Origin of the sequence: Streptomyces qinglanensis (assembly GCF_900111245.1) — a bacterium.
In the GTDB taxonomy this organism is placed as follows: domain Bacteria; phylum Actinomycetota; class Actinomycetes; order Streptomycetales; family Streptomycetaceae; genus Streptomyces; species Streptomyces qinglanensis.
In genome coordinates this window covers 114,679-139,068 of record NZ_FOGO01000003.1, presented here as the reverse complement: position 1 = coordinate 139,068, position 24,390 = coordinate 114,679, and the positions used below count along the sequence as shown (strand labels likewise).

Sequence of the window (24,390 nt, the reverse complement as noted above, 5' to 3'; positions counted from 1 at the left end):
GGTCCTCAGTCCTTGTACGCCTTGGCCGCGGCGGCCTCGAGCTTGCGGGCCGTGCCCTTGGGGTCGGACGGGTCGCGCAGGAAGTCCTGCAGCAGCTTCCACTCGCCGGTGCCGGCGGTGCCGCCGAAGGCGGCCGGGGCCTGGTCGGACATGTCGAACCGGACCGCGTTCCCCGCCTTGATCAGCGAGTCGGCGGTCTTGCGGGTGACGTCGTCCTGGTACGCCTCGGGCTTCACACTCTTGTTGGGGGAGAGGAAGCCCCCGGCCCCGGCCCAGATCTCGGCGGCCTCGGGCGTCGCGAGGAACTCCACGAGCTTCATCCCGGCCTTGCGGTGCTTGCCGGACTTGAGGACCGTGGCCGCGTCACCGCCGCCGACCACCGGCGGCTTCCCGTCCGCCACCGCGGGGAAGGGGAAGAACTTCGCGTCCTCGCCGACCTTCTTCTTCAGGTCGCCGGAGATGGTGGCGCCCACGAAGTCGCCCTCGTAGACCATTCCGGCCTTGGGGTCGTCGCCGAAGACCTGCTCGACGGACTCGGGGAAGGTGGTGCGCAGCGCGCCCTTGCCGCCGCCGGCGACCAGCTTCTTGTCCTCGAACAGCTCGGAGAGGGTGGTCAGGGCCTTGACCACGCTCGGGTCGGTCCAGGCGATCTTGTGCGCCGCGAGCTTGTCGTAGTTCTCGGGTCCGGCCTGGGAGAGGTAGATGTTCTCGAACCAGTCGGTGAGGGTCCAGCCGTCCTCACCGGCGACGGAGAAGGCCGGCAGTCCGGAGTCGGAGACCGTCCGCCCGGCCTTGAGCATCGCGTCCCAGCTCTTCGGGGGCTGGACGCCGGCCTGCGAGAGGGCGTCGGGGCTGTACCAGACCGTCGACTTGTTGGAAGCCTTGAAGTAGAGGCCGTAGTACTTGTCGCCGATGGTGCCGTAGTCCTGCCACACCGGTGCGAAGTTGCTCTCGGCCGTGTCCCGGACCTTGGCCGACAGCGGCTGGAGCCAGCCCTTGCCAGCGAACTGCTTGAGCACGCCGGGCTGCGGCACCATCACCACGTCGGGCGCGTTCCCGCCCTCGATCTTGCTGCCGACGACGGTGGAGACGTTGTCGCCGGTGGAGATGAACTTCGTGGTGGCGCCGGTCTTCTCGGAGAAGGCGTCCAGCACCTTCTTGAAGTTCTTCTGCTCGGTGCCGGTCCACACCCCGGCGACCGTGACCGTCTGGCCCTTCAGCTCCTGCGAGCCCGAGCCGGAGCTGTCGTCGCTGCCGCCGCAGGCGGTCGCGGTGAGGGCGAGGCCGAGCGCCGCGGCGGTGGCCGTCGCTGTCCGTCGTCTGGTGCGGGTGCTGCTCATGGTGTGTTTCCCTTCGGGGAGTCGGCGGAGTGGTCGGGCAGATCGCTGATCCACCAGGCGGTGGTGGAGCCGGGAAGGAGTCCTGGTGGGCAGTCCCCGCTGGCGAGCAGGGGAGTTCCGGTGACGGGCGCCGGTACCGGGTCGAGGCCGAAGTTGACCGCGCAGACCAGGCCGTCGCCGCGTACGAAGGCCAGGACCTGGGGTTCGGTCTCCAGCCAGCGCAGGCTTCCCTCGCCGAGCTGCGGCAGACTGCGGCGCAGTTGCAGCCCGTCCCGGTAGAGGTGCCAGAAGGAGCGGGTGTCGGCGAGTGCCCGCTCGGTGGCGTGCTCGGCGAACCACTCGGGCTGCGGCAGCCAGGGCCGGGCCGTGCTGTCGGTGGTGGTGAAGCCGAACGGCGAGGCGTGCCCGGACCAGGGCAGCGGCACCCGGCAGCCGTCCCGGATGTGCCGGCGGCTGCCGGTCCTGAGGTAGATGGGGTCGGTGAGCACCTCGTCGGGCAGGTCGACCACCTCCGGCAGGCCCAGCTCCTCGCCCTGGTAGATGTAGGCGGCACCGGGCAGCGCCAGCATCAGCAGCGCGGCGGCCCGGGCGCGGGCGGGACCGACGGTGGTGTTCTCCCCGGCGTACCGGGTGACCGTCCTGACCTGGTCGTGGTTGTTGAGCACCCAGGTGACGGTGGAGCCGGTGCCCGCGATGTCGGTGAGCGCCTCGGAGATGGCCTTCCGGAAGGCGTCCACGTCCCATTCGGCACTGAGCAGGTCGAAGAAGAACGCCTGGTGCAGTTCGTCCGCGCGGACGTACTCGGCGTGCTCGCGGGCGGTCGGCACCGACACCTCGCCGACCAGCAGCCGGTCGGCCCCGTCGCGTGCGGCGTACTCGTCGCACACCGCACGCCAGTCGCGCCACACCTGGTGCACCTCGGGCTGGTTCCAGGCCAGGGGGTTGACCGAGTCGCGGGCGCGCTCGTCGGCCTCGGGGTCGGGGGAGTCGGGGAGTGCGGGGTGCTTGAAGAGTCCCGCTGCGACATCGATGCGGAAGCCGTCGACGCCGCGGTCCAGCCAGAAGCGCAGCACGTCGGTGAACTCGCTGCCGACCCGCGGATCGCGCCAGTTGAGGTCGGGCTGGTCGGGAGTGAACAGGTGCAGGTACCACTGGCCGGGTCGGCCGTCCGGTTCGGTCACCCGGGACCAGGCGGGGCCGCCGAACATGGCGCGCCAGTTGTTGGGCGGCAGTGCGCCGTCCGGTCCGCGCCCGTCGGCGAAGTGGAAGCGGGCGCGGTCGTCTCCGCCGGGGCGGTCCGCGAGCGCGGCGCGGAACCAGGGGTGCCGGCTGGAGCAGTGGTTGGGGACGATGTCGAGGACGATGCGCACGCCGAGCCGGTGGGCGTCCGCGACCAGGAGGTCGAACTCCTGCAGGTCGCCGAAGAGCGGGTCCACATCGCGGTAGTCGGCGACGTCGTACCCGTGGTCGTGGTGCGGCGAGGGATAGAAGGGGCTGAGCCAGACCCCGTCCACGCCCAGCTTCTTGAGGTACGGGAGTCCGGCGCGGACCCCGGCGAGGTCTCCGACGCCGTCCCCGGTGCTGTCGAGGAAGCTGCGGACGTAGACCTGGTAGATCACCGCATCGCGCCACCAGCGCCGGGACGTGGTGGCCGTGGCTATGTGCATGCGTGGCGCCTGTTCTCGTTGATCGCACGTTATGCATGCATGTTATGTAGCCATGTCGAACAGGTGTCAATGAGTTGACGCGAAACTCTGCGGTAACATAGGGGAATTGCCCAGATATGCCCAAGGATTCCCGGGCGTGGTGCTACTGAACACGTAGGTAGCAAAGGGGGGACTGAGCAGCAAAGGGAGGACAGGGAGGACTGCGATGCGGATGTTCAGCCGCGGCGGACGATCGCCTCGAGCTCCCGCTCCAGCCGGGCCACCGCCTGCTCGGGCGACACCCGCTGCGCCATCGCGTCGTGCACGACGGCCTGCACCGCCAGATTCACCTGCTCGTACCGGGGGCTCTTGGGCCGCGGCTGGGCCGCGAGCACGCTCTTGCGGAGCGTCGGCAGATACGGATACCGGCGCACCAGCGTGGGATCGGTGTAGAGGTCCGCCCACACCGGCGGCAGTGCCCCCTCGGTGAGCACCCGTCGCTGGACCTTTTCGCTGCTCAGATAGCTCAGCAGCGCCGCAGCCGATTCCTTGTGCCGGGAGTGTGCGTTGACCGCGAGGTTGGAGCCGCCCAGCACCCCCGCCGCCGGCCCGTCGGGCCCGGGCAACGGCACCACCCCGAACTTCCCGGCGACCTTCGAATCGGCGCCGGCGGCCGTCTTGTGCACATAAGGCCAGTTGCGCAGGAAGAGCAGCTTCCCGTCCTGGAAGGCGCGGCGGGACTCCTCCTCCTTGTAGGTGAGCGCCTCCCTCGGAATCCACCCCTCCCGCACACCCCGGGCCAGGAAGCCGATACCGACCCGGGCGGCGGGGGAGTCCACCGTGACCCGCTCCCCCTCGTCCGCGAGGAAGGAGCCGCCCGCCGACCGCACGGCCTCGACCGCGTTGACCGTGAGCCCCTCGTAGGGCAGGAACTGCCCCGCGTAGCCGTCCAGTCCGTACTTCGGCGCCACCGTCTTCGCGAGCCGCTCCAGCTCGGCCCAGGTGCGCGGCGGCGCCTCGCCCTCCCGCTCCAGGATGTCCTTGCGGTAGTAGAGCAGCCCCGCGTTGGTCACGTACGGCAGCGCGTGCAGCCGCCCGCCGAAGGTGGCGGTGTCCACCACGGGCGGCAGGAAGCGCTCGAGCGGGAAGCGGTCGGAGTCGAGCGGGGCGATCCAGCCCGCGGCGGCGAACTCGGAGGTCCAGGCGACATCGATGTTGAGCACGTCGTACCGGTCGCTGCCGGACCGCAGGCTCGTCGCCATCTGCGCGCGGACCTCGTCCGCACCCTCCGGCAGCTCGACCAGGGTGACCTTCTCGGCCGGATGCTCGCGGTTCCAGTCGTCCAGGACCCCGCGCAGATAGCCGGTCAGATCCCCGCCCGTCACCAGCGTCAGCGGGCCGCGGTCCGCCGCGGAGCCCGACCCGGAGGCGCCGACCGCCGGATCGCCGGCCCGGGCGCCCGCCCCCGTGTAGCCCGCGAGGACCAGCACCGCAGCCAGGAGCCCCCTACCCGCGGCTCGCCTCCACCGCATAGGTTCCTCCCTGGCGCACCGGCGCCGACCTGCCCTCGTCGGCGTCCGCCCCTGTATACCTGTTAGGCATGCGCGATACTAGACGTCGCGGACGGATACGGGGGCGATCCGGCTCACAGCCAGGGAGCGGACGGCTGACGCGAAGGTAACGGCGACCAGGGAGGAGGGCGAGCGTGCGTCTGACCCTGCTGGCGCTGCTCGCCAGGGGCCCGGCCCACGGATACGAACTCAAGCAGGCTCTTGAGAAGCTCCTGGGTGCCGCGTACCCTCAGCCCAACATCGGGCAGGTCTACGTCACCCTCGGCAGACTTGAGAAGGCCGGACTCATCGAAGGCGAGGACATCGCACAGTCGAGCCGGCCGAACAAGCGCACCTACCAGCTCACGGACGCGGGACGGGAAGCGGTGGCCGCGTGGCTCGACGAGCCGACCGAGGAACCCCGGGTACGGGACGAGTTCTTCATGAAGCTCGCCGCCGCCCCCGGCACGGGGATGGCCGACCAGGTCACCCTCATCAACAAGCAGCGTCGCCACTACCTCAACGCCATGCGTGATCTGTCCAGACTCGCCGCGGCCGAGGACCGGGACAACCGGGTCGCGCAGCTGCTCATCGAAGGGGCGATGCTGCACCTTCAGGCGGATCTCGACTGGCTCGAGCGCTGCCAGGAGGAGCTGGAACAGCTGGAGGAGCAGGAATGAGCCGCGAGGTTCGGGGGGCGCGGTCCGCCGACGGCGAAGGCATACCGGCCGAGGCCGCCACTCCGGTCGTGCTGGCCGAGGACCTGGTCAAGATGCACCGCACCGAGGCCGGCGCGCCCGTCAAGGCCGTACGCGGGGTGGACCTGCGGATCGAACGCGGCGAGTTCGTCGCGATCACCGGCCCGTCCGGGGCCGGCAAGTCCACTCTGCTGCACCTGCTGGGCGGACTGCACCGGCCCGACCGCGGGCGCATCTGGCTGGAGGGCGAGCGGGTCGACACCTACAGCGAGGCCCGCTGGGCCGTGCTGCGCAGACGCCGCATCGGCATCGTCTTCCAGTTCTTCAACCTCATCTCCCACCTGACCGTGGCCGACAACGTCGAACTGCCCGCGCTGCTCGCCGGGAGCTCCCCGCGCCAGGCCCGCGCCAAGCGTGCCGAACTGCTCGACGACCTCGGCCTGGAAGGCAGGGAGAACAGCACCCCCGGCGAGCTCTCCGGCGGAGAGCAGCAGCGCGTCGCACTCGCCCGCGCGCTGGTCAACCGCTCCAGCCTGCTGCTGGCCGACGAACCCGCCGGCAGCCTGGACAGCAAAGGCACCCGGGAAGTGCTGCGGCTGCTGTCCCGGTACCACGCGCGCGGCCAGACCATCGTGCTGGTCACCCACGACGCCCGGGTGGCAAGCGCCGCGGACCGGGTGATCAGCCTCTTCGACGGCAGGATCGTCGACGACGCGGCGCTGGGCGGCGGATCCCCGGCCGACCGGCCGACGGGTGGCGTGTCCGGCACGCTCAAGCTGAAGGGCTGACCCGGTGCGGGCCATGGCGCGCTGGGTGCGCGCCGATCTGCGGGCGCGCCGCGGCGAGGCGCTGTTCCTCGTTCTGGCCACGGCCGGGGTCACCATGTCGCTGCTGCTGTCCGGTGCGTTCCTCGCGTACGGGGCCAGCCCCTGGCAGCGGGTGTTCACCGAGTCCAACGGCGCGCACATCTGGATCCAGACCACGACCGAGGCCGACGCGGGCGCACTGGCCGGACTCGAAGGCGTGGAGTCCGCCTCCCGCGCGTTCCGCACCGCGTCCGCCACCGCGGAGCTCGGCGGCACCAGGGCGAGGATCCAGCTCCGCGGCGCCGGCCCCGAACCGCCGAAGGTGGCCCGCCCCCTGGTCACCGAGGGCCGCTGGCTCCAGGAACGCGACGCGGCCGGCGCCACTCCCAGGACCCGGACCGGTACCGCCGCGCCGGACACGGAGGAGCCCTCGCAGGCGGCCACCCGCAGCACGCACGCGACACGCGCGGCTCCCGCCGAGCGCGCCCCCGCGCAACCGGCCGAGGGCATCGTGCTGGAGAGCTCGCTCGCCCGGGCCCTGTGGGCCGAACCCGGCGACGTGCTGCGCGTCTACGACTCCCGCGGCACCGCCCATCCGCTGCGCGTCACCGGCATCGCGGAATCCGCCGAGGAGCGGTACAGCCCCGGCCGCGCCCCCGGCATCGGCTGGGTGCTGCCGAACACCCTGCCGCACATCGAGCACGAGGACGACCAGCTCGGGCAGACCATCGGGCTGCGGCTCGACGACCCGGAGGACACCGACTTCGTCGTCCAGCGCGCGGTCACCCAACTCGGCGACGACCGGATCGTCACCGTCTCCACCTGGCAGCAGGCACGGGAGGAAGCCGAGGGCGGCGGCCGGCTCCTGGGACTGCTCCTCGGCCTCTTCGGCCTCAGCGCGCTGCTCGCCGCCTCGCTCGCCGTCGCCGGAGCCATCAGCACCAGCATCCGGGGCCACCTGCGGGACATCGCCATCCTCAAAGCCATCGGCTTCACCCCCGGCCAGCTCATCCGCACCTTCTTCCTCGAACACGCGGCGCTCGGCCTGCTCGGCGTGGCCTGCGGCGCCCTGCTCACCGAAGTCCTCGGGCCCCGGATGCCCGGACGGCTCGGCGAGGCCATGCGGCTGTGGCAGGCGCTCCCCGCACACGCCTGGGTGCCGCTCGCGATCCCGCTCGGCGCGCTGCTCCTGATCACCGGTACGACCGCGCTGGCCGCCTGGCGGGTCGGCCGGGTGCCGCCGGTGCCGGTCGCCCGGCCCGCCACCCCCGCCGTCCGCCGGATGCCCGGCACCGTTCGGCGCGCCCTCGGGCTGCGGCTGCCGCCCGCGCTCGTCCTCGGCTGGCGCGGCGCCTTCCACTCCCGGGCACGGTCCTGCGCCGCGGTCGCGCGGCTGGCCGTGCCCCTGCTGCTGATCACCATCGTGCTGGGCGCCTGGACCACCCTCGACCGGCTGGAGCACAACCCGGAGAAGGTGGGCATACCCGCCGCGCTCACCGTGCGCGGCGACGACCTCGACGACACCGCCGTGGCGCGGATGCTCGCCGAGCGGCCGGAGGTGACCGCGGCCTACCCGGGGGCCGAGGCCAAGGCACTGGTACCCGGCCAGACCGGCACGATCACGCTGCGCGGCCTCGGCATGGACCGGGACCCCTACCCGCTCACCATCGCCGACGGACGCGCCCCGCACCGGGCCCACGAGGCGGTCGCCGGACAGGGCCTCCTCGACCTGCTCGACGTGCGGGTCGGCGACTGGGTGCGGGTGACGGTCGGCGGCCGTCCGCAGGTGCTGCACCTCGTCGGGCGCAGTATCGAGCCGGAGGAGGACGGCCGGGTCATCTCGACCACCCTCGACACGCTGCGCGCGGGCGGCCTCGCGCAGCACCCCGGCTTCTACCACCTCGTCCTGGACCAGGACGCCGACCCCGCCGCCGTCGCCGCCGGACTCTCCTCGGCGGCCGAGAGCCGGGTGGACGTGCGGGAGATCCCCAACCCGGTGCACGAACTGCTGCCCGTGCACGGAGTGCTGGGCGGACTCGTGACCGTGCTGGCACTGATCGGCCTGGCCGAGCTGTCGACGACGATCGCCGCGGGAGTACGCGACCGGCGCCGCGACCTGCTCGCCCTCCGGGCCATCGGGCTGACGCCACGGCAGATCATCGCCGTGATCGTGGCCGGGACCAGCTTCACCGCCCTGGCCGCCGCCCTGGTCGGCACGGCGGCAGGCGTCCTCGTGTCGGGATGGCTGATCGACCTGCAGGGCCGCTCCAGCGGCATCGGCGCCGGAATCGCCCAACACCCCCCGCCCGCGGTGCTGCTCCTCCTGGTGGCGGCGGTGGTGACGGGCGCGGTCGCCGTCTCCCTGCTCCCGGCCTCGCGCGCGGTGCGGCAGCGCCTCGCGGACACTCTCGGCGACTCCCTCTGACCGCCCGGGGCCTGCTCGGGCTGGTCGGCGGGCCGGCCGGGTGTCCGGCGTCGGCCGGTCCAGGATTCGCGGAGGAGGGCAGGGCCACAAGCCCGTGTCGGTCGTGGTGACGGCGGGCCGGCGTGGCGCCCCCCCCCCGCAGTCCGAAACGGTGTCCGGGAAGGTCGGCGTGCCCCGCATCGGGGCAGGCCGGATCCTCGGCACGGCGTCTATCCGGCCGTCTTGGGGCTGACCAGTCCGGTTTCGTAGGCCGTGACCACGGCCTGGACGCGGTCACGGAGTCGGAGCTTGGCGAGGATGCGGCCGACATGGGTCTTCACCGTCGTCTCGGACAGGAAGAGGCGTTCGGCGAGTTCGGCGTTGCTCAGGCCCTGGGCCAGCAGGCGCAGGACGTCCAGTTCGCGCGGGGTGAGCGCTTCCAGGTCGCGGTGCGGGGGGCTGTCGGGGGCGGGCGCGGCGGCGGTGTGGGCGTAGCGCTCGACGAGGCGGCGGGTGATGGCCGGTGCGAGCAGGGCGTCGCCGGTGCGGACCAAGCGGACGGCGGCGACCAGGTGCTCGGGAGTGACGTCCTTCAGCAGGAAGCCGCCGGCCCCGGCGGCGAGCGCGGCGTAGACCAGGTCGTCGAGGTCGAAGGTGGTCAGCATGATCACGCGGGGCTCCTCGGGGGCGCCGGTGAGGATGCGGCGGGTGGCCTCCAGGCCGTCCAGCTCGGGCATGCGGATGTCCATCAGGACGACGTCGGGCCGGGTGCGGGCCACCGCCTCGACCGCTTCCTCGCCGTCTGCGGCCTCGGCGACCACCTCGATGCCGTCGGCCATGAGGATCAGCCGGAAGCCGGTGCGTACGAGCGCCTGGTCGTCGGCGACCACCACACGCAGAGGCGCACTCACACGGTCTCCACAGGAGGCAGGGGGATGTGGGCCCTGACGCGGTAGCCGCCGGTCAGGCGGCGCCCGGTGTGCAGGGCGCCGTCGTAGACGGACAGGCGCTCGCGCAGGCCGAGCAGGCCGCGGCCGTTGCCGGTGGCCGCAGCGGCGGCGGAGGAGGCGCCGCCGGTGTCGGCGATCTCGACCTTCAGGTGGTCGTCGGCGTAGTCGACGCTCACCGTCGCCTGCGCTCCGTGGGCGTGCTTGACGGTGTTGGTCAGGGCTTCCTGGACGACGCGATAGGCGGTCAGTCCGATGCCGGAGGGTACCTCGCGCGGGGTGCCGGACGTGGTGAGGGTGACGGGCACTCCGGTGTGGCGCATGCGGTCGACGAGGGAATCCAGCTGGTCGAGGCCCGGCTGTGGGGTGAGGTCGGGGGCGGTCGGCTGGTCGGGATCCGGCGGCTCGTCCATGGTGAGCAGGCCCATGGTGTGGCGCAGTTCGGCCAGCGCCGAGCGGCCGGCCGCCTCGACGGCGAGGAGGGCCTCGCGGGCCTCGTCGGGAGCGAGGTCCATGACCTTGCGGGCGGCGCCCGCCTGGATGGTCATCATGCTCACGTTGTGCGTGACGACATCGTGCAACTCGCGAGCGATGCGGGCTCGCTCCTGCTCGGTGGCGCGGCGCAGCTCCTCGGCGCGTTCGCGTTCCAGGGCCGACACCCGGTCCTGGCTTGCGGCGGTACGCAGCTTCCAGGTGCGCATGCCGTTCGCCGCGAAGATCAGCGGGATGAGGATGAGCAGCGGGACGTACTGGGTGGGCACGATGGGCGGCGAGGTCATCGCGCCCATGATGCGGGTGTGTTCGTCCGTGCCGATGGTGCACACGGTCACCGGCAGGCTGAGCAGGGTGGCGGCCCGGTAGGGGCTGTAGACGGCGGCCGTGTAGGCGGCGATGACGATCGCGTAGAAGGTGATCCGCTGCGCGCCGGCCGGCGTCAGCACTGCCGCGGCCGTCACGATCCACAGCACTGCCAGGGGGTGTCGGCGGCGGAGGACCAAGGGCGCCCAGGCGAGAACCGTCAGCGCCACCACGGTGATCTCGATGCCGACCTCCGGGCCGAGCACGAGTGTGGCGATGCCGTCGGGCGAGTTGCGCAACTGTTCCGCGCCGTTGTGCACGGCCCAGTGGAGTACGACGCCGCCGATGACCAGGGCGAGCAGCACGTCGAAGACCAGGTTGCGCCGGGCAGGGCAGGGCGGCGGACCTGTCGGTCGCCGCAGCAGGGCGATGCCGTCGCTCAGCCTGGCTGCCACGGGCGCTGTGTCCATCGGGCCATTCTCGCCGGGCAGCCCGGCGCCTCGCATCGTTCCCGCAGAGCACTCGCGTACGCCGCACGACTACTCCCCGAGGAGGACCCCCGCCGGGATGTCGTCCTCGCGTTCCGCCGACATGGGTCCGGCTGCCGACGCGGCGCGGCTCTCCTCGCTCCTAGCGTCGGTCGGGCCCAGCCGGGCGCACCGTACGGACTCGAGGAGAACCCCATGCCCACCACGCCAGTGGTCGAACTGCGCGACGTGAGCCGCCGCCACGACGCAGCTTCCGAGGGACTGCCCGCCCTGCAGGACACCTCCTTGACCGTGCAGGCCGGTGAGGCCGTCGCGATTCTCGGGCCGTCGGGCAGCGGCAAGTCCACCCTGCTCAATCTGATCGCGGGCCTGGACCGGCCGGACGCGGGGACGGTCACGGTGGACGGCGTACGGGTCGACGGACTCGGTGAAGCGGCGGCGGCCCGCTTCCGGAGGGCCAAGATTGGCATGGTGTTCCAGTTCTTCCATCTGCTCGACGATCTGACCGTCGTCGACAACGTGGTGCTGCCCGCCCAGCTGGCCGGTATGGCGCGCGGCTCGGCACACCGGCGGGCGGCGGAGCTCCTGGAGAGCCTGGGCATCGACCGGCATGCCCGGGCCCATCCCGGCCGGCTCTCGGGTGGTGAGCAGCAACGCGTCGCGGTGGCACGGGCGTTGATGAACCGACCGCCGCTGCTGCTGGCCGACGAGCCGACCGGGGCCCTGGACTCGGCGTCCGGCGAGGACGTCAGCGAACTGCTGCGCGCTCTGCACGCCGACGGCCAGACCGTTGTCCTGGTCACCCACGATGTAGCCCTGGCCCAGGCGTGCACGACCCGCACGATCCACCTTGCCGACGGCAGGATCGCTGCCGACTCCTGTGCGGAGGCTGTCCGTTGAGCGCCGGACGCCGAGGGGTGCTGCGTGGCCGCGCGGGCGCCCTGAGCCGCGTCGTCCGCTCCGGGGTGCGGCGGCGGCGCGTGCAGACTGCGGTGATCGCGCTCGCCACGCTGATGGCCGTGGCCTCCTCCGTACTCGCCGGATCGCTGCTTGCCGCCTCCAGCGGGCCGTTCGACGCTGCCTTCGCGCGGCAGGACGGTGCGCATCTGTCCGTGCAGTACGCGCCGGGCACCAGCGACACCGAACTGCGGGCCACCGGCGAGGCTGCCGGGGTGAGCGCCGCGGCGGGTCCCTTCCGCACGACTACGCTCACCCCGCGCTTCTCCGACGACCTCCCCGCGCCGCCGATGACCGTGGTCGGACGAGCCGAGCCGGGCGGAACCGTCGACCGCCTCGCCCTGACCGCGGGCCGATGGGCCACCGGCCCGGGAGAGATCGTGCTGCCGGCCGGCGACTGGAACTCCTCGGTCGTCGGCCGGCAGGTCACCTTTCCCGATCTGCCGGACAGTCCGGCCCTGGAGGTCGTCGGCACGGCCCGCTCCGCGACCGGCACCGCCGAAGCCTGGGTCACCCCGGCCCAGCTCACCGCCCTCACCCCGCACGGGCAGCCGAACGGCCGCCAGATGCTGTACCGCTTCGCCGCGGCGAACACCGCCGACCAGGTCGCGGCCGGCCGCAGGGCGGTGACCGCACAGCTGCCCGCGAAGGCGGTCGCCGGGTCCCAGTCGTGGCTCACCGTGAAGAAGCGCGCCGAACGGGACACCGCGCTCTACGTCCCCTTCCTGATGGCGTTCGGGGTGCTCGGTCTGGTCATGTCGGTGCTCATCGTGGGCAATGTGGTCGCGACCACGGTCGGCTCCGGCATCCGCAGGATCGGCATCCTCAAGGCGATCGGTTTCACTCCCGCCCAGGTCGTACGCGCCTACCTGGGCCAGGCCCTGCTGCCGACGCTCATGGGCACGGCGCTCGGTGTGGTGACGGGCCATCTGCTCGCCGTCCCGATCCTGTCCGACGCCGAAGACGCGTACGGCGCCGACGGGTTGGGGGTGGAGCCGTGGGTGGACGCGGCCGTGGTCGCCGGGGTGCTCGGTCTGGTGACCGCGACCGCGTGCGCCGGCGCCTGGCGGGCGGGCCGACTGCGTACGGTCGACGCGCTCGCCACGGGCCGCGGTCAGCGCGCAGGCCGCGGCCGGCGGGCGGCACGCCTGGCGGCACGGCTGCCGGTGCCCCGTCCGGTCGCGCTCGGCCTGACGCGGCCCTTCGCGCGGCCCGCCCGCACGCTGGCCATGGGCACGGCGATCGTGTTCGGCGCCATCGCCGTCACCTTCACGGTGGGCCTGGGCTCCTCCCTCGGAGAGGTGATGGCGGCCCGGGACCACGACGCCGCGGATGTCACCATCGGTGTCCTCCACCCCCCGGTCCCGGGTTCGGAGACGCGCCAGGCCGATCCGAGCGAGGTCATCGAGGAACAGCCCGGAACCCGGGCACACTTCGGCACGGCCACCACGTCGGCGACAGTGGCCGGTGTGTCCGGCTCGACCCGTGTCACCGCGTTCACCGGTGATGCCTCGTGGGCCGGGTACGCGATGGTCGCCGGACGCTGGCTCCACAAGCCCGGGGAGGCCGTCGTACCGACCGGGTTCCTCACCGCGACCGGACGGCAGGTGGGCGACGTCATCACCCTCGAAGGCCGCCGGGCGCCCGTCACCGTGCGGATCGTGGGCGAGATCCTCGACCCTCGCCACGACGGCATGCAGGTGCTCACGGACGCCGCGACGTTCAAGTCCGCCGAGCCGGGCCTTGCGCCCACGGCCCACCACATCGCGGTCACGTCCGGTACGGACGCGAGCAGTTACACGGACGCTCTGAACAAGGAGCTGCGCCCGCTGGGTCTGACCGCCGACGTGGGCGGCTCCGAGGGCGGAAGCGAGATGGTCGTCACCCTCAACTCCCTGTCCACGCTCCTGACCCTGATGCTCGTTGCGGTCGCCGCGCTCGGTGTACTGAGCGGTGTGCTCCTCGACACCCGTGAGCGGGTCCGCGAGCTGGGCATCCACAAGGCGCTCGGCATGACGCCGCGCCAGACCACCAGCATGGTCCTCACCTCGGTCGTCGTGACCGGCCTGGCCGGCGGCGCCCTCGGGGTGCCCCTGGGGGTGGCCCTGCACGGCTGGGTGCTGCCCGCGATGGGCGACAGCGCGGGCCTGCGTCTGCCGGACACGGTGCTTGCCGTGTATCAGGCGCCGGAGCTGGTGCTCTTGTGCCTGGGCGGGCTGGTCATCGCCGTTCTCGGGGCGCTGTTGCCGGCCCGGTGGGCGGCCCGGATGCGGACGGCTGCCGCCTTGCGCACGGAGTAGGCCCACTGCGGACAACCGCCCGGCACGGTCACGAGCGAGCCCTCCGCCGTCGAGTACGGGGACGCACCCGCCGGAACTCCCGCATGCCCCGGTCTCCAGGAGACCGGGGCATGCGGGCTGGGCGCACATCGGGTGTCCGCAGGCCCGTGGCCGGCCCCTGAGAGCCCCCGTCCTGCCCGACATCGTGGTGCAGTGCTGACGGTCGGCGGGACTCTTGTACGGACGTTCAGACCCTCGGCACGAGGGTGATGATCACGGAGTTCCCCGGAGGCTGTCGCGAGGGGATCCCCCGGCGAACAGATACGGACCATCCACCGGCCCGGGCTCGGCTGCCGGGCCTGCGGCGGGGGACCTCAGCGGGCCAGCCCCCGGTGGATCGCGCGGGACGCGGCCTCGACGGTGTCGACGCCCTCGGCCATCGTCCTGTTGTCCTGGGACAGCACGGCGACTCCGTAGTCGTGGCCGCCGTCGGTGAAGGCGCCGACACTGTTGATGCGCCAACCGTGGGTGGCACGCGGCAGCCACCCGTTCTTGACCTGCACCCTGGCGTCCTCCGGCGCCCCGGCGGGAGTGCCCCAACGCTGACCGGGAACGACCTCGCCCATGAGGTCGAGCGCGTACGCACGGGATCCGGCATCCAGCACCCGGTTGCGTGAGGTGAGCAACTCGAGCAGCTTCACCTCGTCCCGGGCCGTGACCTGGGTGAGCCCCCAGCTGCCCCGAGGGCCCGGCTCGGTGTCCTGCATACCGGCCAGATCCAGGAAGTGCTGCACGCCACCGCGCCCGACCTGGCTCCACAGCGCGCTCGTGGCGTCGTTGTCCGAAGTGGTGATCATGGCGGTGGCGCGCTTCTTCTCCTGCGGAGTGAGCGTGCGGTGGTCTTCCTCGGCCTGTCGCAGCAGCGCGCCGAGCAAGGTGGCCTTCACGACGCTCGCCGAGTCGTACGCGGCGCTCGCGCGGAATGCACACGAGGTGCCGGACGCGCGGTCGTACAGCGCGACCGCCGTCGTGCTGTGGCGCGGGCGGAGAGCGGCGGCGACTGCTCCGGAGAGCTTGTGCGCCAGAGCACGGTCGTGCGATCTGCACACCACGTCGGAGCTGCCCACCCGCGCGCGGGCCGTGGTCTGCGCGGCGCTGTCGGCTGCGACGGGGGCCCCTGCGCTGTCCGCCGCGGCAGACACTCCGGCGGCCGTTCCGCAGACCAGGACAGCCGCCACCAGGCCCAGGGTCCGACGCGCGCGGCGCCGCTCGCCGGTGCGGTGCGGCTCGTGCGCGGCGCGCGGCGCCCGGCCTCCCGCAGTGCCGGCGGAGGCCGGATCCGGGCGGGCCGGGCGCAGCGCAGACGATTTTCCGCTCTTCCTCATACGGTTCTTCCCGTTTCGTTGCGTGGTCCGGGTCGAGACCTGGCGTGCTCGGTGAGATGGGGGCCGACTCCGCAGTCGGAGTGCCGGGGGCGTGTCCGTGCCGACGGCCCGCTGTCCGGGGCGCGGGAGCCCGTGCCGGGAACGGGCTCCCGTGCGCGCTCCCGCAGCGGCTGAAGTGCGATGCCCGTGTACGGACTGTGACCGGCGGGCTGCGGGGGATGACCGCCGCATCCCTGCCCGACCGGAGAGGCTACGTGGAGTTCGGCGGTCCGGGGCCGGTGCGGGCGCCAGGAGAGAGAATCTTCACGGCCGGAGCATCGGCCGACGCCACGTCGGCATGCGTCAGTGTGCACGGGGAGTGACGACCTCCCCCGGGTGGCCAAGGTCGCGAGGGAGCGACGCGGGAACCGGGGCAGGAGTCCGACAGCTCCGGAGACGCCGGCAGCCGACCGGGCGGGGAGATGCGTGCGCTGAAGGTCTCCCGACGGGCCCGGAACGCGATGGCACGGACGAGGACGGCCGGTCCCGCAGCCGACCGGGCCGACGGGTCAGGACCCCGCGCTCGGACTCATTCCCTCTCGTCAGCGCCGGTGTGCGGGCCGGCGAGGTACTGGTCGAAGGGGTGGACCCCGGCGGACCGGCCGCCACCCGCGGCGATGCGCATCTGCGGTCCGAGGGCGGACTCCCACCCCTGGAGGCACGTCTCGCCCACCGGGCTGCCCGCAGAGCTCACGCATGCCTGAGCCGTGGGCGCGTGGGCCATCAGCAGGGCGTATGAAGCCGATGCCCTTGTCGGCGGTCGCCTCGTGTCCAGGAACACCGGGGCGGCGCGCACGGCGGCGACGGTTCGCTTCGTGGAGGAAGGAGACGACATCGGAGCCACCTCAGAGGTGGCGTGCACCGATGGGAATCAGTCATGGGGTCCTCGCTCCGGTCCGCGGACCAGTGGCCGTGGGACGCATCGGCGGCGAGCCCGCGGACCGCCGGCCGGAAGGACTCACTCGCGGGAGTCCATCAGCGCGCACCACAGCCCGCGCCGCCGCTCGCCGTCGGGCGCGGTCCACCCGACGGTGACATGAGCGGCGGAGTCGGTCGTCTCCGGCACGTCGTGGGCCCGCGGTGTGCGCAGGAACCGCAGCCACAGCAGGCCCTCGACGGGGAGGACGAGATCGACGTCGGTGGAGCGCGTCCCGTGGTGCACCCCTCCCGCACCGGCGTCGTCGAGGGGCACATCGGTGGCCGTACGCACGTCGACCGTGGGGTCCGGGGTGTCGCTCACGCCCTGGGCCTGGGCCTCGGCCCGCCCGGTGAGCAGCGCGTACAGCTGCGCCACCGCCACCGGGTCACCGGTGGCGTCGTAGACCCAGCGCTTGCCCAGCACTCCGTGCTCCAGCGTGCCGATGAGGGCCTCCTCCGCACCGGCGAGCGGGGCGGCCCGATAGGTCATCGGCGTCTGATAGGTGACCGGTTCACCCGCGGCACTGTCGGTGACCGCCAGGAACTCGATGCCCACCTCGCCGGAAGGGTCCTCCAGCCGGAAGCCCCCGGCCTTGACGAGAACGGGCTGCTCCCCGCCCGCCGCCCCACCTGCGCGATACCACGGCCGGGAGGGGAGCCACCGGGTGAGCAGCTCCAGCTTGGTCGGGCTCAACGTGGTGTGATGGATGATCGCCATGACCAATGCCTTCCGTTCGGATCCGGCTCGTATCCTGCCAGCCCCGCCACCGGGCCGGTACGCCGCCCGCACCGGCCCGGTGGCGGCGGCGTACCGGCCCCGGACGGCTCGGTGCGGTTCAGGGCACGGCGGCCGGCGGCTGGGGCTGGAGCTCGGCCAGGCCCTGCCGGGTCGCGGCCAGCACGACACGGTCCTCGGGCCGCAGGACGTAGTCCGGCTGAAGGTCCCAGACCAGGCCGGTGGTGCGCTGCTCCCCGTCGGCCGGACGCGGTACGCCGAGATCGGCACGCCGCTCGGCCGGTTCCGTGGTGTCCAGGGCGAGGATCCGCCAGGCGCCCGGCCGGAAGGCCGCTGCGACGGTGCGGCCCTCCAACTGCGGATGGCCCGCGACCGTCAGCGCGGCGAAGACCAGCACCCTGCGCTCCACCGGTATCGCGCCGAGGATCTGCCGGCCCATCATCGCTCCGGCGAAAGCGGGAGCAGCCAGGTGCGAGACGCTGCGGCTGCGGGTGAGCGCGTGCGGGTGGGTGGCCCGCAGGGTCCGGAACACGGCGGCCGCGAAGTCGTCGTCGTACAGCCGCAGTGCCACCCGCAGGTCCGCCTTGACCGTACGGGCGTACAGGGCGGCCTCCAGGTTGGTGGTGTCGGAGCTGGTGAGGGCGAGCAGAGAGTGGGCCCGATGGGTCTTGGCCGCTTCCAGGACGCCGTCCTGGGTGACGTCGCCGATCACGGTCGGCACCCGCAGGCGCCGGGCCAGGGCCACCCCGCGCGCCTCCAGGCTCTCCTCCACGCAGACGACGGGGATGTCGAGATCGCGCAACTGGGCCAGCACCCGCGTACCGACCTTGCCGAGCCCGAGCAGCACGACGTGTCCGGACAGCCCGCGGGGCGGGCGGCGCAGGGCGGAGGCGCTGCGGAACGCTCCCAGTGCCTCCAGCGCGCCCGCGACCAGGAGCGGCAGCAGGGCGAGGCCCACGAGTCCGGTCAGGAGCTGCAGCACCTGCCGCCCGGCGCTCTCGTCCAGTGCGGGGTCGTTGATGGCGAACAGGTCGAGCAGCGTGACGTAGGCGGCGTGGAGCAGATGGCCGCCGGTGATCAGCCAGGAGACGAGAGCGAGGGCGCACACGGCCAGCCCGGTGACGGCGACGGACCAGCGCAACCGGCGGGAGAAGAACTCCGAGAGCGGCCGGCCCCGCCCGGCCGGGCGTCCGGACAGCGGTGCGGGACGGTTCCGGGCGACGGCTTCGAGGACGATCGTGCCGCGACCGGTGGCGGCGGAGACCGCCTGCGGGGTGGGAAGCAACTGCGGACCGGCCGTCCCGCTGCTGTCGGAGCCCTCTTCGCCTCCCGGGTCGTTGACCGTCGCCGAGAGCAGGGCGAGCGTGCACAGCCCCGGGTCGGTGCCCCCGCCGCCGGACGGAGTGCGCTCCGCCGCCCGCAACAGCAGCCCGTCGGCGTGGACGATCTTGCTGGTGCCGGCGATCGCCGTGGCCGCCAGGGCCGGAGCGGCGGTGTCGGCGTCGGAGAGCACAGTGGTGGACGCGTCGGCGGTGGCGGCGTCCAGGTCCGGCAGGGCCACCAGAGCTGCTTGGTCGAGGAGCTGCTCCAAGTGCTGGCCGAGCCTGCGGTTGTAGAGCCGGATCACCAGCCGCAGCCCCGGATTGAGCCTGCGGGCGGCCAGTGCGGCGTGGATGTTCGTCTCGTCGTCGTCGTGGACCAGGGCCAGCGCGTCGGCCCCGGCCACACCTGCCGACTCCAGCACTTCCTCGGTGAGCGCGTCGGCCTCCAGCCGGTGCGGATCCGCCCCGGGCGCGGGCGGCCCGCCGGTGACGGCCGCCGAGACCCGTCCCAGCAGCGCGGCGGCCCGGCCCTGACGGGGAGCGGAGAGGCGCGGAGGTCCGGCGGGCGCGCTGCCGGGGAGGACGAGAGTGACGCGGGCTCGGTAGACGTCGCGCAGCTCGGTCGCCAGGCGATGCGCCAGCGCGTCGTCGCCGCAGACGATCATGTGTCCGGCGAAGCGGTCCGGGTCGAACTGATCGGGCAGTGTGGGCACCTGCGTAGCGTGCCCTGTCGGAGCGCCGACCGCACATCCGCGCCGCGGAACGCCCCGGGCCCTGCGACCGGGACCCCATGCGGCGCGCGCGAGGAGCCCGTCACGCCGCCCCGGTGCCGTCCCACCGCGGCTGAGAGCCCGGCCCGTCCGGCCCCGTTTCCGCAGCCGGCCCGTCCGCCCGGTTACCGCAGTCCGGCCCGTTCCCGCGCCGGCCGCGGCGCCGGGGCGGGCCCGCCGCGGGCAGCCGGGCGCCGGGCCCCGCAGGACGACGGCGGCTCCGGCACCCCTTGACCCCGGTGGCCGCAGCCACTAATTTACGCTCGAAGTGGATTCATGACACCGAAAGGAGGCGGCCCGAAGATGCGTATCTACTCCGATCTGAGCCGCCTCGCCCGCCGCACTGTCTGGGTGCCGGGCCGGGTCGCGCACGGCTGCTGACAAACGCCGTTCTGACGTGCCCCTCGTGGCACGATTTCGGATTCTCCTCCACCATTTTCCGGCACGCCGCCGACGCGTGCCGATGTGCGCTCGCTCCTTTTATGCTGCGTATCCGAACACAGAAAGCTGCCTGAAATTGGCGAACATGATGAACCGACCTGCCCCGGCCCGGAACGGAGGCATGTCATGGTAGCGGCACGGATCACGGTCAACGGGAAAGAAACCCCCATCGCACCGGCATCGCCCCACACCACGGTGCTGGACTTCCTCCGCGAGCGCGGTCTCACCGGCACCAAGGAGGGCTGTGCCGAGGGCGAATGCGGCGCCTGCTCGGTCCTGGTCGCCCGGGCCGGGGTGGACAAGCCCACCGACTGGGTGGCGGTCAACGCCTGCCTGGTACCGGCAGCCTCGCTCGACGGTCAGGAGATCGTCACCTCGGAAGGTCTCGCCACCGCCGGTGAGCCCGGCACGCCGCCCGCCCTGCACCCCGTGCAGGAGGAGATGGCAGTCCGTGGCGGTTCCCAATGCGGTTACTGCACACCGGGATTCGTCTGCAGCATGGCCGCCGAGTACTACCGGCCGGACCGCTGCGCGCACGCCGAGCCGGCCGGGGGCGGCGACGCCGGGCACGCTCCGGCCGACGCCGAGCACGGCCCGAACGGCTTCGACCTGCACGCGCTGAGCGGCAACCTGTGCCGCTGCACCGGATACCGCCCGATCCGCGACGCCGCGTTCGCCGTCGGCACACCAGCCGCCGAGGACCCGCTGGCGCAGCGGCGCGAGCAGCCGGCGCCCGCGCCGGTCGCCACCGAGTACGCCCAGGGCGATGCGGTGCTGCTGCGCAAGAACACCCTGGCCGAAACAGTGCAGTTGCTGCGCGAGCGGCCCGACGCGGTGGTCGTCGCCGGCTCCACCGACTGGGGGGTGGAGGTCAATATCCGCTCCCGTCGCGCCGACTGCGTCGTCGCCGTCGACCGGCTCCCGGAACTGCGCGAGCTGCACGTGGGATCCGACACCGTCGAGATCGGGGCGGCCCTGACGCTCAGCGAGATCGAACGCCGCCTGGACGGCGCGGTGCCGCTGCTGGCGGAACTGTTCCCGCAGTTCGCCTCCCGGCTCATCCGCAACGGCGCCACGCTCGGCGGCAACCTGGGCACCGGCTCGCCCATCGGGGACAGCCCGCCCGTGCTGCTCGCGCTGGACGCCTCGCTGGTGCTCGCGGACGCCGACGGTGAGCGCGAGGTGCCGCTGGCGGACTACTTCACCGGCTACCGGCAGAGCGTGCGCCGTCCCGGCGAACTCATCCGCGCCGTGCGCATCCCGCTCCCGCTGTCGCCGCTCGTGGGCTTCCACAAGATCGCCAAGCGGCGCTTCGACGACATCTCCAGCGTGGCGGTCGCCTTCGCGCTCGACGTCGCGGACGGAGTCGTCCGCACGGCACGCATCGGCCTGGGCGGCGTGGCCGCCACCCCGGTCCGTGCCCGCGCCGTCGAAGCGGCCCTGGAGGGCGAGCCGTGGACGGCCGCAACCGTCGAGGCCGCGGCCGAGATCCTGCGCGCCCAGGGCACGCCGATGAACGATCACCGGGCCAGCGCCGACTACCGTTCGGCGATGCTCGGGCAGAGCCTGCTGAAGCTGTACGCGCAAACCACCGAGGCGGTGCCGTCATGAGCCAGTTGTCCGAGCGCCCCGAGAAGCCCGTCGTCGGCGTCCCCATGCCGCACGAGGCCGCCGGTCTGCACGTGACCGGCGCCGCCCTCTACACCGACGACCTGGTGCACCGCACCAAGGACGTCCTGCACGCCTACCCGGTGCAGGTCATGAAGGCCCACGGCCGGGTGACCGCGCTGCGCACCGCCCCCGCGCTCGAGGTGCCCGGCGTGGTCCGGGTGCTGACCGGCGCCGATGTGCCCGGCGTCAACGACGCCGGGATGAAGCACGACGAGCCGCTCTTCCCCGACGAGGTCATGTTCCACGGCCACGCCGTCGCCTGGGTGCTGGGCGAGACCCTGGAGGCGGCGCGGCTCGGTGCGGCGGCCGTGGAGGTCGAACTCGACGAACAGCCCTCCCTGATCACATTGCAGGACGCGATCGCGGCCGACAGCTTCCACGGCGCCCGGCCCGTGATGGCGCAGGGCGACATCGAGGCGGGCTTCGCCGACTCCGCGCACGTCTTCAGCGGCGAGTTCCAGTTCGCCGGCCAGGAGCACTTCTACCTGGAGACGCACGCCGCACTGGCCCAGATCGACGAGAACGGGCAGGTGTTCGTCCAGAGCAGCACCCAGCACCCCTCGGAGACCCAGGAGATCGTCGCGCACGTGCTGGGCGTGGCCAGCCACGAGGTGACGGTGCAGTGCCTGCGGATGGGCGGCGGCTTCGGCGGCAAGGAGATGCAGCCGCACGGATTCGCGGCCGTCGCCGCGCTCGGCGCCAAGCTGACCGGACGGCCGGTGAGGTTCCGCTTCAACCGGACCCAGGACCTGACCATGTCCGGCAAGCGGCACGGCTTCCACGCCCGATGGAGGATCGGCTTCGACGCGGACGGCCGCATCCAGGCCCTGGACGCCACCCTGACCGCGGACGGCGGCTGGAGCCTGGACCTGTCGGAGCCGGTGCTGGCCCGTGCGCTGTGCCACATCGACAACACCTGCTGGATCCCCAACGCGCGGGTCGCCGGGCGCATCGCCAAGACCCACACCGTCTCCAACACCGCCTTCCGCGGCTTCGGCGGACCACAGGGCATGCTGGTGATGGAGGACATCCTCGGCCGGTGCGCGCCGCTGCTCGGACTGGACCCCATGGAGCTGCGGGAGCGCAACTTCTACCAGCCGGGCCAGGGCCAGACGACGCCGTACGGACAGCCGGTCACCCAGCCCGAACGGATCTCCACCGTCTGGCGGCAGGTGCAGGACGACGCCGGTGTCGCCGACCGCAGGCGCGAGATCGCCGCCTTCAACGCCGCGCACCCGCACACCAAGCGGGCCCTCGCGGTCACCGGCGTGAAGTTCGGCATCTCCTTCAACCTCACCGCCTTCAACCAGGGCGGCGCGCTGGTGCTGGTCTACAAGGACGGCTCGGTCCTGATCAACCACGGCGGCACCGAAATGGGCCAGGGCCTGCACACCAAGATGCTGCAGGTGGCCGCCACCACGCTGGGCATCCCGCTGCACAAGGTGCGGCTGGCCCCCACGCGCACCGACAAGGTGCCCAACACCTCCGCCACCGCAGCGAGTTCCGGCGCCGACCTGAACGGCGGCGCGGTCAAGAACGCCTGCGAGCAGCTTCGCGAGCGGCTGCTGCAGGTGGCCGCCTCCCAGCTCGGCGCCAACGCCTCGGACGTGCGCATCGTCGAGGGCGTCGCGCGCGCCCTGGGCAGCGACGCGGAGCTGGCCTGGGACGACCTGGTGCGCACCGCCTACTTCCAGCGGGTCCAGCTCTCGGCCTCCGGCTTCTACCGGACCGAGGGGCTGCACTGGGACGCCAAGTCGTTCCGGGGCTCGCCGTTCAAGTACTTCGCCATCGGTGCCGCCGCCACCGAGGTGGAGGTCGACGGCTTCACCGGCGCGTACCGCGTCCGTCGGGTGGACATCGTGCACGATGTCGGCGACAGCCTCTCGCCGCTGATCGACATCGGCCAGGTCGAGGGCGGTTTCGTGCAGGGCGCGGGCTGGCTGACCCTCGAGGACCTGCGCTGGGACGTCAGCGACGGGCCGCACCGCGGCCGGCTGCTGACCCAGGCCGCCAGCACCTACAAGCTGCCGAGCTTCTCGGAGATGCCCGAGGAGTTCAACGTCAGGCTGCTGGAGAACGCCACCGAGGAGGGCGCGGTCTACGGGTCCAAGGCGGTGGGGGAGCCCCCGCTGATGCTGGCGTTCTCGGTCCGCGAAGCCCTGCGGCAGGCTGCTGCCGCGTTCGGGCCCAGCGGGGTCGGCGTCGAGCTGGCCTCGCCCGCGACGCCGGAGGCGGTCTACTGGGCGATCCAGGGAGCCCGCCGGGGCGCTGCCTCCCGGAACGGGGAGCTGCCCGCCGCGGCAGCCGCCGAACCGGCACACACCGGTGCGGAAGCGCTGAGCGGTGCCTGACATGACGTGGATCGCCGCGGTCGCGCGGTTGCGGGCACGCCGGGAGCCCGGCGTGCTGGTGACCGTCGCGGCCGCGCGCGGCCATGCGCCGCGCGACGCCGGCGCCAAACTCGTCGTGGGAAGGAACGGGACCTGGGGGTCGATCGGTGGCGGCAACGTGGAAGCCGTCGCGATCGACCGGGCCCGGGAGCTGATCGCCGCGTCCGAGCCGGAGCCGGAGCTGATGGATTTCGCCCTGAACGACAAGGTGACCAACGAGCACGGCGTGCAGTGCTGCGGAGGCACGGTCTCGGTGCTGCTGGAGCCGCTTCCGGTGGTCCGTGCGGTGGCGGTCTTCGGCGTCGGGCACGTCGGGCTGGAACTGGCCCGCATCCTGGCGCGTCAGGACCTGGACCTGCACCTGGTCGACAGCCGCTCCGAGATCCTCACCGAGGAGCGGCTGAGCGTGCTGGCCGACGCGGTGGCGCAGGTGCACGTGCACCACACGCCGCTGCTCCCCGAGGAGGTGCTGGCGGAGTTGCCGCACGGCACCCACGTGCTGATCATGACCCATGATCACGCCGAGGACGCCGCGCTGTGCGACGCGGCGCTGCGGACGAGCCATCTGGGATCCATCGGGCTGATCGGGTCGGCGGCCAAGTGGGCGCGCTTCCGCAAGCGCCTGGCCACCGAGGGCGGCCACGACGACGCGGCCATCGACCGGATCAAGACTCCGATCGGGCTGGCCGACATCACCGGCAAGGCCCCCGCGACGATCGCCGTGAGCGTCGCGGCCGATGTGCTGCGCACCTTCGAGACCGAGAAGGGCTGACCCCTCCACCCGGACCGACGCGGGCGGCCCCGG

Annotated in this window: 17 protein-coding genes; 8 read left to right on the top strand and 9 right to left on the bottom strand. The window is 72.8% G+C overall.

The window, feature by feature from the left end:
- Positions 1–5 precede the first annotated feature (5 nt).
- The 3 genes from BMX65_RS07710 to BMX65_RS07700 form a co-directional block, all read right to left on the bottom strand.
- Positions 6–1,340 (bottom strand): ABC transporter substrate-binding protein, encoded by a 1,335-nt coding sequence (locus BMX65_RS07710; RefSeq protein ID WP_074999410.1) that lies wholly within the window; start codon positions 1,338–1,340, stop codon positions 6–8.
- Complete coding sequence (locus BMX65_RS07705) at positions 1,337–3,007, bottom strand: glycoside hydrolase family 13 protein (protein ID WP_074999409.1); 1,671 nt, start codon at positions 3,005–3,007, stop codon at positions 1,337–1,339. The genes BMX65_RS07710 and BMX65_RS07705 overlap by 4 nt, the downstream gene beginning before the upstream one ends.
- A 215-nt stretch (positions 3,008–3,222) precedes the next feature.
- The gene (locus BMX65_RS07700; RefSeq protein ID WP_074999408.1) at positions 3,223–4,518 is read right to left on the bottom strand and encodes an ABC transporter substrate-binding protein; all 1,296 of its coding nucleotides are present in this window, start codon (positions 4,516–4,518) and stop codon (positions 3,223–3,225) included.
- A gap of 173 nt (positions 4,519–4,691) precedes the next feature.
- On the opposite strand from BMX65_RS07700, the gene BMX65_RS07695 reads away from it, so the two are divergent.
- Genes BMX65_RS07695 through BMX65_RS07685 form a run of 3 tightly spaced genes read left to right on the top strand, consistent with a single transcriptional unit; the run spans position 4,692 to position 8,465 of the window.
- Positions 4,692–5,216 carry a PadR family transcriptional regulator gene (locus BMX65_RS07695; protein ID WP_019359665.1) on the top strand — a complete coding sequence of 175 codons (525 nt, stop codon included), beginning with the start codon at positions 4,692–4,694 and terminating at the stop codon, positions 5,214–5,216.
- A complete protein-coding gene (locus tag BMX65_RS07690; RefSeq protein WP_074999407.1) occupies positions 5,213–6,022 on the top strand; it encodes an ABC transporter ATP-binding protein in 810 nt (269 codons plus the stop codon). Before BMX65_RS07695 ends, BMX65_RS07690 begins: the two co-directional genes overlap by 4 nt.
- 13 nt (positions 6,023–6,035) lie before the next feature.
- The gene (locus BMX65_RS07685; RefSeq protein ID WP_177214211.1) at positions 6,036–8,465 is read left to right on the top strand and encodes an ABC transporter permease; all 2,430 of its coding nucleotides are present in this window, start codon (positions 6,036–6,038) and stop codon (positions 8,463–8,465) included.
- A 209-nt stretch (positions 8,466–8,674) separates the two neighbouring features.
- Here the strand turns inward: BMX65_RS07685 and BMX65_RS07680 are convergent, their stop codons facing one another.
- Together BMX65_RS07680 and BMX65_RS07675 are read right to left on the bottom strand one after the other, a co-directional pair.
- On the bottom strand, positions 8,675–9,355 hold the full coding sequence (locus tag BMX65_RS07680) for a response regulator (protein WP_074999405.1): 681 nt from the start codon (positions 9,353–9,355) through the stop codon (positions 8,675–8,677).
- Complete coding sequence (locus BMX65_RS07675) at positions 9,352–10,659, bottom strand: sensor histidine kinase (RefSeq protein WP_074999404.1); 1,308 nt, start codon at positions 10,657–10,659, stop codon at positions 9,352–9,354. The genes BMX65_RS07680 and BMX65_RS07675 overlap by 4 nt, the downstream gene beginning before the upstream one ends.
- A gap of 213 nt (positions 10,660–10,872) precedes the next feature.
- Between BMX65_RS07675 and BMX65_RS07665 the strand changes: the two genes are divergently transcribed.
- Positions 10,873–11,577, top strand: a complete 705-nt coding sequence (locus tag BMX65_RS07665; RefSeq protein WP_074999402.1) for an ABC transporter ATP-binding protein — start codon at positions 10,873–10,875, stop codon at positions 11,575–11,577.
- 113 nt (positions 11,578–11,690) lie between these two features.
- Positions 11,691–13,934 (top strand): ABC transporter permease, encoded by a 2,244-nt coding sequence (locus BMX65_RS07660; RefSeq protein WP_239501928.1) that lies wholly within the window; start codon positions 11,691–11,693, stop codon positions 13,932–13,934.
- Between the two features lie 353 nt (positions 13,935–14,287).
- On the opposite strand, the gene BMX65_RS07655 is transcribed toward BMX65_RS07660, so the two are convergent.
- The 4 genes from BMX65_RS07655 to BMX65_RS07640 all read right to left on the bottom strand — a co-directional run bounded on the left by BMX65_RS07655 (position 14,288) and on the right by BMX65_RS07640 (position 18,978).
- Complete coding sequence (locus BMX65_RS07655) at positions 14,288–15,151, bottom strand: serine hydrolase (RefSeq protein ID WP_074999785.1); 864 nt, start codon at positions 15,149–15,151, stop codon at positions 14,288–14,290.
- A 715-nt stretch (positions 15,152–15,866) separates the two neighbouring features.
- Positions 15,867–16,061: a hypothetical protein gene (locus BMX65_RS32440; protein WP_143081823.1), complete on the bottom strand. Its 195-nt coding sequence runs from the start codon at positions 16,059–16,061 to the stop codon at positions 15,867–15,869.
- A 234-nt stretch (positions 16,062–16,295) separates the two neighbouring features.
- On the bottom strand, positions 16,296–16,973 hold the full coding sequence (locus tag BMX65_RS07645; protein WP_074999400.1) for a maltokinase N-terminal cap-like domain-containing protein: 678 nt from the start codon (positions 16,971–16,973) through the stop codon (positions 16,296–16,298).
- A gap of 118 nt (positions 16,974–17,091) precedes the next feature.
- The gene (locus tag BMX65_RS07640) at positions 17,092–18,978 is read right to left on the bottom strand and encodes an NAD-binding protein (RefSeq protein WP_074999784.1); all 1,887 of its coding nucleotides are present in this window, start codon (positions 18,976–18,978) and stop codon (positions 17,092–17,094) included.
- A 672-nt stretch (positions 18,979–19,650) separates the two neighbouring features.
- Here BMX65_RS07640 and BMX65_RS07635 point away from each other — a divergent pair.
- From BMX65_RS07635 to xdhC, 3 genes are read left to right on the top strand one after another with little or no spacing between them, the layout of a single operon-like run.
- Complete coding sequence (locus tag BMX65_RS07635) at positions 19,651–21,135, top strand: xanthine dehydrogenase small subunit (RefSeq protein ID WP_074999399.1); 1,485 nt, start codon at positions 19,651–19,653, stop codon at positions 21,133–21,135.
- Positions 21,132–23,546 (top strand): xanthine dehydrogenase molybdopterin binding subunit, encoded by a 2,415-nt coding sequence (gene xdhB / locus BMX65_RS07630; RefSeq protein WP_074999398.1) that lies wholly within the window; start codon positions 21,132–21,134, stop codon positions 23,544–23,546. Before BMX65_RS07635 ends, xdhB begins: the two co-directional genes overlap by 4 nt.
- 1 nt (position 23,547) lies before the next feature.
- Positions 23,548–24,357 carry a xanthine dehydrogenase accessory protein XdhC gene (xdhC, locus tag BMX65_RS07625; RefSeq protein WP_107437423.1) on the top strand — a complete coding sequence of 270 codons (810 nt, stop codon included), beginning with the start codon at positions 23,548–23,550 and terminating at the stop codon, positions 24,355–24,357.
- Positions 24,358–24,390 lie beyond the last annotated feature (33 nt).